General features: G+C 62.3%; 12 protein-coding genes. 3 read left to right on the forward strand and 9 right to left on the reverse strand.

All coding sequences use genetic code 11. From position 1 onward, the window contains the following. From EN993_RS25920 to EN993_RS25950, 7 genes are all read right to left on the reverse strand, one after another. A partial coding sequence (locus tag EN993_RS25920; protein ID WP_164757811.1) for an ABC transporter permease occupies positions 1 to 693 on the reverse strand: 693 nt, incomplete at its 3' end. Next, on the reverse strand, positions 693 to 1,556 hold the full coding sequence (locus EN993_RS25925; protein WP_109660960.1) for an ABC transporter permease: 864 nt from the start codon (positions 1,554 to 1,556) through the stop codon (positions 693 to 695). The genes EN993_RS25925 and EN993_RS25920, both read right to left, overlap by 1 nt. Positions 1,557 to 1,622: 66 nt before the next feature. Further along, positions 1,623 to 2,684 (reverse strand): ABC transporter substrate-binding protein, encoded by a 1,062-nt coding sequence (locus tag EN993_RS25930; protein WP_013530805.1) that lies wholly within the window; start codon positions 2,682 to 2,684, stop codon positions 1,623 to 1,625. 57 nt (positions 2,685 to 2,741) lie between these two features. Then, complete coding sequence (locus tag EN993_RS25935) at positions 2,742 to 3,713, reverse strand: PfkB family carbohydrate kinase (RefSeq protein ID WP_127265178.1); 972 nt, start codon at positions 3,711 to 3,713, stop codon at positions 2,742 to 2,744. Next, complete coding sequence (locus EN993_RS25940; RefSeq protein ID WP_127265179.1) at positions 3,710 to 4,750, reverse strand: ADP-ribosylglycohydrolase family protein; 1,041 nt, start codon at positions 4,748 to 4,750, stop codon at positions 3,710 to 3,712. Before EN993_RS25940 ends, EN993_RS25935 begins: the two co-directional genes overlap by 4 nt. A gap of 3 nt (positions 4,751 to 4,753) precedes the next feature. After that, the gene (locus EN993_RS25945) at positions 4,754 to 5,479 is read right to left on the reverse strand and encodes a GntR family transcriptional regulator (RefSeq protein ID WP_127265180.1); all 726 of its coding nucleotides are present in this window, start codon (positions 5,477 to 5,479) and stop codon (positions 4,754 to 4,756) included. A 231-nt stretch (positions 5,480 to 5,710) separates the two neighbouring features. Next, positions 5,711 to 5,980, reverse strand: a complete 270-nt coding sequence (locus tag EN993_RS25950) for a DUF982 domain-containing protein (protein WP_109661454.1) — start codon at positions 5,978 to 5,980, stop codon at positions 5,711 to 5,713. A 114-nt stretch (positions 5,981 to 6,094) separates the two neighbouring features. Between EN993_RS25950 and EN993_RS25955 the strand changes: the two genes are divergently transcribed. The 3 genes from EN993_RS25955 to EN993_RS25965 all read left to right on the forward strand — a co-directional run bounded on the left by EN993_RS25955 (position 6,095) and on the right by EN993_RS25965 (position 7,991). Beyond that, positions 6,095 to 6,310 (forward strand): hypothetical protein, encoded by a 216-nt coding sequence (locus tag EN993_RS25955; RefSeq protein ID WP_245468965.1) that lies wholly within the window; start codon positions 6,095 to 6,097, stop codon positions 6,308 to 6,310. Between the two features lie 131 nt (positions 6,311 to 6,441). Further along, positions 6,442 to 6,735 carry a hypothetical protein gene (locus EN993_RS25960; RefSeq protein ID WP_126069669.1) on the forward strand — a complete coding sequence of 98 codons (294 nt, stop codon included), beginning with the start codon at positions 6,442 to 6,444 and terminating at the stop codon, positions 6,733 to 6,735. Between the two features lie 185 nt (positions 6,736 to 6,920). Next, the gene (locus EN993_RS25965; protein WP_127265182.1) at positions 6,921 to 7,991 is read left to right on the forward strand and encodes a PAS domain-containing sensor histidine kinase; all 1,071 of its coding nucleotides are present in this window, start codon (positions 6,921 to 6,923) and stop codon (positions 7,989 to 7,991) included. A 46-nt stretch (positions 7,992 to 8,037) separates the two neighbouring features. Here the strand turns inward: EN993_RS25965 and EN993_RS37130 are convergent, their stop codons facing one another. Then, the gene (locus EN993_RS37130; protein WP_164757812.1) at positions 8,038 to 8,196 is read right to left on the reverse strand and encodes a hypothetical protein; all 159 of its coding nucleotides are present in this window, start codon (positions 8,194 to 8,196) and stop codon (positions 8,038 to 8,040) included. Between the two features lie 281 nt (positions 8,197 to 8,477). Further along, entirely contained in the window at positions 8,478 to 8,642 is a 165-nt protein-coding gene (locus EN993_RS25970) for a DUF3309 family protein (protein WP_082525567.1), read from the reverse strand. Positions 8,643 to 8,719: the final 77 nt, after the last annotated feature.

Raw genomic sequence — 8,719 nt, forward strand, 5'->3', positions numbered from 1 at the left:
CGTGAACCCCTTGCGGATCGCGGCATAGATTTCGACCGGCAGCGTCGTCTGCCCCGGCGTCGCCAGGAAATAGGACACCACGAACTGGTCGAACGAGACGGCAAACGCAAACAGCCCGCCGGCAATAACGCCGGGCATGATCCACGGCAGCGTGACGCGCCTTGTCACTTGCCACTGGTTGGCGCCGAGCGAGCGGGCCGCCTCTTCCAGCTCCGGCGCGAAGGTCTGCAGCCGCGCCGAGACGACGACGATGACATAGGGCAGCGCCAGCGCGACATGGCCGAGCAGGATCGCATGCAGGCCGCGGCCGATGCCGACGCCGAAGAAGAAGATCAGCATTGCCGTGCCGGTGATCAGCCACGGTATGGCGATCGGCGGAAACAGCAGCGCCTGCAGGAACTTCTTGCCGCGGAACTCATAGCGATAGAGCGCCAACGAAGCCGCCGAGCCGAGCACGACGCAGATGACGGTCGTAATGACGGCGATCTCGACGCTGTTCCAGGTCGCCGCGATCAGCTGGTCGTTCTGCCACAGCGAGGCATACCATTCGGTCGTCCATTCGAACGGCAATTGGTAGAAGGGCGAGACGTTGAACGACATCAGTGCCATGATGATGATGGGCAGATAAAGAAAGGCGAGCAGCAGCAAGATATAGAGGCGGCCGAGCCATTCGAGGATGCGGGTCGTTGCCATCACGCAGCCCTCCGCAGCACCGGCGAGGCAATTGCCAGGATGACCAGCACCACGGCCAGCAGGATGAAGGAGAGCGCAGCACCGAGCGGCCAGTTGAACACCGCGACGAACTGGTCCTCGATGACCGTGCCATAGAAGGTGCCGGTGCGGCCGCCGAGGATGCGCGGCTCCATGAACGAGCCGACGACCGGCACGAAGATCAGCGCCGCGCCCGCGACCAATCCGGGCATCGACAGCGGGATGATCACTCGCTTCAAAACCTGCAGCCGCGATGCGCCAAGCGAGCGCCCGGCCTCGATCAGCGAGTCATCGATCGCCTGCAGCGTGAGATAGCAGGTCAGCACCATGTAGGGCACGTAGGAATGCACCAGCCCGATGATGACGGCGGGATAGGAATACATCAGGTCGATGTTGATCTTGAACGGCAGCATGGCGTTGAGCGCGGTGTCGAGGATGCCGCCTTCGCGCAGCACCATCGCCCAGGAAAAGATGCGCACCAGCCCATTCGACCAGAACGGCAGGATGACGAGCAGGAAGATCGCCTCGCGGCTGCGGCCTTTCAGCACCTTGGCGAGCACGTAAGCGGCGGGATAGCCGATGACGACGCACCACAACGTCACTTCGAGGCCAAGGCGCAGCGAGGCCAGCAGCAGCGTCAGATAAAGGCTTTGCGAGAAGAAGGCGGCATAGTTACCAAGGGTGAATGCCCACGGCTTTCCCGACAGCGGCAGTTCGGTCATGAACGAGAAAAAGACCATGGCGGACAGCGGCAGGAAGATCGCCACCGTCAGCCAGAGATAGGCCGGCGCCAGCAGCGGCAATGCCGATCTCAGCCCGTTTCGCGATGCTGTCGCAGCTGCCATGATACCCTCCTCCCCAGGATTGAAGTGCCAGCCGACGCGAACCGCCGGCTGGCTTGGGTGTCGGCTTTATTTCACGTCGACCTTCAGCTGCTGCCACAGCGCCAGATAGGCTTCGCGCTGCGCGTCGGTGATCGGCGCCTGGAACTGGATGCGCTTGGCCACTTCGGGGTCACCCATGACCTTGCGGTTGAACGCATCCTCGGGCAGCGCTTCCACCGCCTTGGTGTTGGCCGACACTGGAGCGCCGACCTTGGTGACCCATTCGACGTAGAATTTCGGGTCGATCATGTAGTTGATGAAGGCCTCGGCACCGGCGACGTTCTTGGCGCCGACCGGAATGGAAAACGCGTCGAGCCAGGCGACGGCGCCCTCCTGCGGCACGACCAGCGAGACCGGCAGCTTGAAATGCGTCTTGGCGCGATCGGCCGAGCCGCTCCAATAGGTGCCGATGTCGATCTGGTTGGAGGCGACCATCTGGTTCCAGTCGTTCTCCGAGCTCCAGAAGGTCTTGATCTGCGGCATCAGCGAGGTGAGCTTCGCCTTGACCGCATCCATATCCTTGATGTCGTTGATGTTCTGGCCGGTGGCGATGGCGCCGAACTGCACCGCCTCGACGGCGTCGTCGCGAATGACGACACGGCCCTTGTGGGCGGCATCCCACATCTCGGCGATGCTCGTCGGCGGCTTGTCGAAGGATTTGTCGTTGATGGCGAGTGCCGTCAGGCCCCACACCCACGGCACGCCATAGACCTTACCATCATGGACGAGCATCGGCGATCCCGCCTTGTCCTTGCTGATGTCGGCGTAGTTCGGCAATTTGGAGACGTCGATCGGCTGGATCAGCTTGCCGTCCATCGCCTGGTCGTTGAAGGCGGCATTGATCATGACCACGTCGTAGAGGCCGGGATTGGTCCGGATCTTGGTCAGCATTTCCTGTTCGGAATTGAAGAAATCGTTGACGACCTTGTTGCCGGTTGCCTTTTCGAACGCCTCGACGGCCCACGGCTCGTCGGCGCCGTAGCCCTTCCAGTTGAGCACATGCACTTCGTCGGCCTTGGCGGCGAACGCGAGTGCGGAGGTAAAGACGGCGGTCGCCGTCAGCAGAGCAGTCAAGTCAGGCATGCGCATGGTTGGTTCCTCTCTGTGGGTTTGCCCGGTTCCCGGGCTTGTCAGGCTTTCCAGCTGTTATGCATTGGCCTTCTGTGTCCGGCCTGCATCCGACGGGTCGGCGGCATGGCTCAGGAATGTCTGGATTTCGCGGTTCGTCGGCGCCGACGAGCCACCGTGGCGGGTGACCGATATGGCCGCCGCCGCATTGGCATAGCGCGCTGCCTCGAAGGGCGGGAGGCCCCGCGCCAGCGCGCTGACGAAAGCGCCGATATGGGTGTCGCCGGCGCCATTGGTGTCGATGGCGCTGACCTTGAAGCCGGCAATGGTCTGTGCTGACCCGTCGGCCAACCGGATATGGCAACCCTTCGCGCCAGCGCGGATGACCACGCCCGCTGCTTTCGGGCAGTGATCGCCCAGCAGCCTTGCCGCGAGGCCCTCGACATCGCCAGGACCGGCAATTTCGGCCGCCTCCGTCGTGTTGCAGCTCAGCCATGTGGTTCGCGCGAGCACGCGCGACAGGATGGGGCGTGGAATGTCCGTGATGACCGGCGTCGGGTCGAAGACGAAAGGTGTTTCGTCAGGCAATGCCTCGATCCAGTCGGTGAGCGCATCGCGGCTCTTAGGATAGCTCAGCGTATAGCCGGAGGTGAACACCCAGTCGCCCGGCGCAACCGCAATAGGCTCCATCATGTCGGGGCTGAGTATGCTTTCCGCACCCGGCCACGACACGAAGGTGCGTTCAGCGTCGCTCGAGATCATGGCGACACAATTGCCGCTGTCCATCAAGGGCGATGGCGGCGTCAGCGTCGCGATGCCCTCGGCCATGAAAGCAGCACGCAGGAAGTCGCCGTTCGGCCCGCTGCCGAGCTGGCCGCCGAACACCACTTGCATGCCCGTTCGGCTGGCCGCGACCATCATGTTGAAGCCGCCGCCGGCGACCTGGGCGAAGCTCGACGCCGTCTTTTCCATGCCGGGCGCCGGCAAGGCATCGATGCGGTAGACATAGTCGACCACAGCGCTACCGATATGGACGAGACGCCCGCTCATGCCGCGGCATCCTTGCCGGAACCGGTTTTCGCCAGCCTTGCCGCGACGAGGTCGGCGGCGAGTGCGCGAACCTCTGACATGTCGATGCCGACAAGCCGCGCGATGTGCTGTTGCGGCAATCGGGAAAAACCGCTGCAGGCGCCGGCCATGCCGGCGGCGATGGCACCGATCGTATCGGTGTCGCCGCCGAGGTTGGCGCTGATGATGGCTGCTTGCCAAGGGTCGCCACGAGCGACTTCCAGCACGGCGAAGGCAGCCGGAACCGATTCCTGGCTGGCGACGCCGGTACCGACCAGATCGGTGATCAGCCGGATCGCATCCCTGATCGCCTTGCCGCGCACGATGTCCTGTGCCCAGACGATACGTGCGGCGATGTCGCCGCCGGTGACCCAATGGCCGAGCGTCGCCCCTCGCCTCGCCGCCGCGACGGCGCTGGCGGAAGCATCGCGCCAACCGCCACCGGCGACGCCGCGGCTGACCGCGGCAGCGACGGCTGCAGCCGAAGCGATGGCGATCGAGGTGTTGTGCGTGGCCCGGCAGGTCTCCGCCACCTTGGCGACGAACGCCTCCAAGGGTTCGAGCGGCATCATGATGCCGACAGGCGCGATGCGCATGGCCGCACCATTGGTGTCGCCGCTGCGTCCTGCTTCCTCGGCCGGCACACCATTGTTGATGGCGTCGATGGCTCGTTTGGTCGACGGCCCCAGCAGATCATAGCTGCCGCGCGCCTTCACCTCGCGCTCCCAGTCGAGCAGTGCATTGACCCAGCGCGCGTGGTCGAAGCGGTCGCCGGATTCGACCAGAATGCGGCCGAGCAGCAGCGCCTGCTCGGTGTCGTCGGTGATGGTGCCGGCAGCCAGTCCCTTCGACACCGGATGATCGGCGAAAGGCGCGATGAAATCCTCGACATGGCCGTAGAGTTCGGCAATGCGGGCCGGTGACAGAAGCTGCGTCGGCATACCGAGCGCGTCTCCCAGCGCCCCGCCGACAAGTGCGCCCATGGCGCGATCAATGGCCTTGCTGGTTGCATCCGACATCGCTCAGAACCTCATATGCAGCGCGAAATGCGCCGGATTGAGCAGGCTGGTGACATACTCGATCGGCCGGTCATCGGCCGCACGCGTCAGCCGGCGGCCGCGCAGGAACGGCGTGCCTTGCGGGCAGCCGAGGATGGCCGCATCCTCGGCATTGAGCATCTCGATCTCGACCCATTCCTCGCCATGGTCGGGAATGAGGCCGGCGGCGCGCAGCGTCTGGTGCAGCGAGCCCTCGCGCAATCCGCGCAACGGTACGTCCTCAAGCTCGAGTGACAATGGCAGCCGGCTGCGCTCGATAGAGATCGCATGGCCGTCACTGGCGTTGGTGCGCACCCGGTCGACGGCAATGAATAACGGGCTTTCGATACCAAGCAGCGCAGCCAGATCAGTGTCCTCGATGACCTCCAGCCGCAGCGTCCGCGTCTCGGCATTGGCGCCAGCATCGGCCAACGCCCGCGACCAGCCGATGGCGTCATCGACCGGCTTACCGTCGAAGGTGACGAACGAACCGATGCCCACCTTGGTGGTGATCAGCCCGCGGCTGGACAGTTCCTCGAGACCCTTGCGGACCGTATTGCGGCTGACGGAGAAGCGCTGGACGAGTTCGTTTTCGCTTTGAAGGCGGTCGCCGAAGCCGAGAACGCCGGAGCGGATCTCATGTTCGAGGACGGTGGCGATCTGCTCGGGCTTGCCCGTGCCGGGAGACAGTTGAACCGCGCGCCGCTTCATATGGGTACCTGTTCAGTGAACCTGTATAATCCTGTTCAATATATATCCACGGACGCCGTGTCAACGGGATCCAAAAGCAGGCCAACGGGCGCGAACGTTGCGGAATGCCTGCAAAACCGCCGACGACAGGCCGGCATACGGATTCCGAGAAACCGACCACCGATCAACCGAAAAGACCGCAATCAATCAAGAGGATAGCGCCAGTTCTTGATTCAAGCTTGACCGGACACGCTACGGTATCGACACCTCACGGGGCTCGACGAGGATGTCCGCCTCGATCGCTGCGTTGATGAATGCCGCCCGTGCCGCCGAGGCTTCTTTCTTGCCCTCAAGCACGGCCAGGCAGACCTTGCGGGCAACCATATGCCTTTGCCCGGTCACAACCGGCCAGCGGTTCATCAGGATGTCGGCAGCCTGAGCCACCCTCTCCACATTGAAGATCGAGTTTCGCGATCGGCCGAGCGCAATCCTGACCGGCTCATCGAAACGCTGGTCTTGCACCACCCCACCTCCGAAATCGAACGTGCCGACCCAATTCCCTGTATTGTGATAGGTTCCGCGCCAAAGGTGCAAGATGTCCGATTCCAGTGGCCAGAAAATCCAAGGCTGATCGTCGTGGTCGCGTTCGATCGCGGCGAGGATGGCGAATTGTTCCCAGCCTTTGGACCCGCCGACCAGCAGAGCGAGGACCGCGCCATACGCACCGCCAGGGCTCTGGCGGCAAAGCATGCCGGCGTTATCGCCTGGAGCCGCGAGGCCGATCCGACGCTGGGCGAATACGGCCCGCCGAACACGCTCTTCGTCAGCGGCGACGTACCTGATATGGAATGATCGATTGGCGGCAAAGCCGGCGAAATAGAACATTGTTTTAATATATATTCATCTGAAGGAACTGTTTTCTCTCGATCTCGTTTGTCTGCAGGTCGTTTATTCCAATGACCTCGACAGAGAGGAATTCCCAAATGAACCTCAAGATGCTCACGATGGGCGCGATGGCGCTTGCGATGATGACTGGCGCCGCACTTGCCGGCGGTGCCACCGGAACGTCGGCACTCGACGATCCGGCGAAGATGTCGCCGTTCTTCACCGATGCCGGGATGAAGACCATGAAGTCCGAGGCGGAATTCAAGGTCGCATGGATGGCCATGAAGGAAGAAGACCGCGCAGGCATGATGAAGGAATGCGGCGACGAGGCCATTGCCAAGTCGCATGACAATTTCTGCAAGATGACCAAGCAGCTCGGCGGTGCGAATTGACGTAGCAGGATTTGGGCGAATGCCCGAATAGAACGGGCCGGAGGCGGGCCAAGTGCCCGCCTTTTTTAGGGACGATGTACGACATCACATCATCGTGCCGGCGGATTCAATTCGCGACAACACCTGGGCAAAGGTATAGTGCTGATGGTTGGAGGGGCAAAATGCCGCTCGTCTGGCTTGTGCCCATGTTTCAACCCATCGTGAATATCGAAGACGCGCAGACGCTGGCGCAAGCGATCGTCAATACGATCACCGAGCCGTTTCTCGTCCTCGACGAACAGTTTCGCGTGCTGGCGGCCAGCCGCTCCTTCTACAACACATTTGAAGTCGACCCGCAGCAGACCCAAGGCTCGCTGCTTTACGCGCTCGGCGACGGTCAGTGGGATATTCCGGCACTTCGCCTGCTGCTGGAGACGATCATTCCCGAGAAGACCGCCATGGACGATTTCGAGGTCGAGCATGATTTCCCGCAGATTGGCCGCCGCACCATGCTGCTCAATGCCCGCAAGGTGCTTTACGACCACAGTCCGGCCATCACCATCCTTCTCGCCTTCAATGATATAACGGCCCGTCGTATCATCGAGCGGGAGAAGGAAGAACTGCTCAGCCGCACCGAAGATCTGCTTCGGCAGAAAGACGTCCTGCTGCGCGAGATGGAGCACCGGGTCGCCAACAGCCTGCAGATCATTGCCTCGATCCTGTTGCTGAAGGCACGCTCGGTCACGTCGGAAGAGACACGCCAGCATCTCAAGGATGCCCATCAGCGCGTTCTGTCCGTGGCCGAGGTGCAACGCCATCTCCACACCTCGGCCGGCATCGAGGAGATCGATGTCGGCTCTTACCTTCCGAAACTGTGTAGCAGCCTCGCCTCGTCAATGGTCGGCGAAACCCAGCCGATCACGGTTACCGTGACGGCCGAAGGCGGCAGGATGGATTCGCAAAGGGCCGTCAGCCTCGGCCTGATCGTCACCGAACTCGTGCTGAACGCCATCAAATATGCCTTTCCCAAGGAGAAGGCCGGCGCTCACATCCAGGTGAGCTACGAGACCGCGGGCAGCGACTGGAAACTGACGGTTTCGGACAATGGCGTTGGCAAGATCGCCAACGACCTACCGACCGTCGGGCTTGGTACAGCCATCGTGGAGGCGCTGGTCAAACAGCTGGAAGCCAAGGTGGAAATTATCAGCGACACTAACGGCACCAGCGTGTCGGTCACCCGGGCGACGTTCACCTCACGGGTGCCGCGAGCGGCGTAAAGCCGCTACCACGATGCCTCGACCTTCATCGCGATCCTTTTTCTGTTCAGGCATGGCGGTCGATGCGGCGGATGACCTTGATGGCCTCTGCCGCGCCAATCAATGCATCGATCCCCTGGATGGACCGCGATCCCGCCACGATCCGCCACGGGACGTGAAGATCATCGCGAATTTCGCAGAGTGTTGTCCGCGGCGTCATGGGCATTGGCAGCCTTCCGTAACTCAACGGCATCGACGCAAGCCGGTTCCCTCGCCCCATCAAGCAAAAGCCCGCTCCGGTTAACCGCAGCGGGCCTTGGAGGAGGACAAGGGGTGGGACCCTCTCCTCTTGTTTCCACGGGGGGTGTGGACCGCGATTACTTTACAAAATTTCGAAACGAGCCGGATCACAAGCAGGTCCGCACACATCACAATCAGGTGCGCGACAGGCACCGACGCGGTCACGAGATTGCGATCGCCCCGAAGTCAATCGAGCGAGCAGCGCGGCTAGATCCGCCCAAGCACAACCAGCACGATGAGGATGAGCAGAACGAGCCCGAGACCACCGCCGCCATAATAACCGGTTCCGTAGAACGGACCGCCGCCAAGGCCGCTGAAGCCGCCAAGCAGCGCAATGATGAGGATAATGATGAGAATGGTTCCTAGGCTCATGGCTTTCCCGCTCCTGTAAGCGCTGATGCGCCGGTTTGAACATCGCGTTATTCGGATGTTGCTGGGGATGTGAACGC

It is taken from the genome of Mesorhizobium sp. M7D.F.Ca.US.004.01.2.1 (assembly GCF_003997785.1).
GTDB lineage: Bacteria > Pseudomonadota > Alphaproteobacteria > Rhizobiales > Rhizobiaceae > Mesorhizobium > Mesorhizobium loti.